Annotated in this window: 2 protein-coding genes; both read left to right on the top strand. The window is 57.9% G+C overall.

Going from position 1 to position 1,332, the window contains the following annotated elements; genetic code table 11:
- Window positions 1-215: 215 nt before the first annotated feature.
- Complete coding sequence (locus L692_RS0120180; RefSeq protein ID WP_025701854.1) at window positions 216-485, top strand: hypothetical protein; 270 nt, start codon at window positions 216-218, stop codon at window positions 483-485.
- Between the two features lie 243 nt (window positions 486-728).
- The coding region (locus L692_RS0120175) for an EcsC family protein (RefSeq protein WP_198027794.1) at window positions 729-1,332 on the top strand (604 nt) is incomplete at its 3' end.

Here is a 1,332-nt window from a genome sequence, read left to right as displayed (position 1 = left end):
AATTGCCGCCGGGGAGCATTATACGGCAGCGAATCTTGGGGATTCGCTGCTGTTTGTGCGTTGGAGCGGAGGGCCGCGAACAACCCTCTGAAGCTGTGCTTAAATGATGGGACGATTATCTCCGCATTTTTCCTCCCGACTGATTACATAAACGGCTGCGATCCGGCTATCCTAAACGGGAAAGAATAGTCCGCTTGAGAAGGAGTGGTCCTTATATGCGACATTATGAGTCCAGTATGCGCACGAACAGTACGGTCGATCAGGCTGAGGACGCGGCGGCTAAGCTGCACAACGCCGTATCCCAGGCGCTGAGCCATCCGGCAGAGAAGATTATTGAGCAGGCCGAGAACAGCCTGAAGCATGCGGAGAAGGCGGTCCGCCATGCGCCGGAAGGCTCGGTGCAGGGGCATGGCGTCGATCTGGCGGAAGAAATGCTGGCGACGGAGAAGGAGCGGCTGGCCTCTTTGTCCAAACGGAACCGTTGATCCGGCAGGCAGCCAGCACATGAACATGGTTTAACAAGTCAGGGCTTCCGCCATCGGCGGGGGTCTTTTTTAAATATAGAATAGGGTATTTCACAAGGTTGATATAGTCTGGGCTTGCCCCCGGTTCGTCAGCTTAGCGCGGGTGATGTCACCGGCGGCGGCTTAAGCCCTCAATTTGGGGTATATAGTAGGAAACGGGCGAAGGATTGCTGCGTAGATAACGGTTAAAAAGGAGGTAGGACGATGACGGAAATAACATTAGGCGCCGGAGGGCTGGAGACATCGGCGGAGCTGCGCTCGGCACTTGAAGAAGTCAGGAAATGGGAGAAGGAGCAAAGACAGCTGATGATTTGGGAGCGGCTGACCCGGCTTCCTTTTAAGGTGCTGGACAAGCTGACCCCCAAGGTTGTTCATGAAAAAATAGGACAGCTGCTGAATGAGCTGGGCGGCTACATCCAGAATGGCGGCAACTACCTTGTGGCGGGACGCAAGGTGGGCGAGCTTGTGGGCGAGGTAAGCCGCGAGGCCGGAGGCGAGGGGGATGGCCCTTACCCGCTCGCGGTGATGGACGAAGCGGCGTGCCGCCTGTCCAGGAGCCGGAGTAACTTCGCCACGGCTCAAGGGGCGACCACCGGCTTCGGCGGCGTCTTTACGCTCGCGGCGGATATCCCCGCCATCCTTGGCCTGTCGCTGAAGGTGATTCAGGAGATCGGCCTGTGCTACGGATTTAACCCGCTGGAGAAAGAAGAGCGCATCTTCGCCGTCAAAGTGATGCAACTGGCCTCCGCCGAGACGGTCGGCAGACGGGCGATTCTGAACGAACTGGACCTGGAGCTGGGCAGCGACG

It is taken from the genome of Paenibacillus forsythiae T98, from assembly GCF_000520735.1.
Taxonomy (GTDB): Bacteria; Bacillota; Bacilli; order Paenibacillales; family Paenibacillaceae; genus Paenibacillus_AQ; species Paenibacillus_AQ forsythiae.
This window is presented reverse-complemented; position numbering and strand designations above follow the sequence as displayed.

Excerpts from the sequence above, each read along its gene's own strand:
- L692_RS0120180 (WP_025701854.1), top strand. The coding sequence starts at position 216 with ATGCGACATTATGAGTCCAGTATGCGCACGAACAGTACGGTCGATCAG.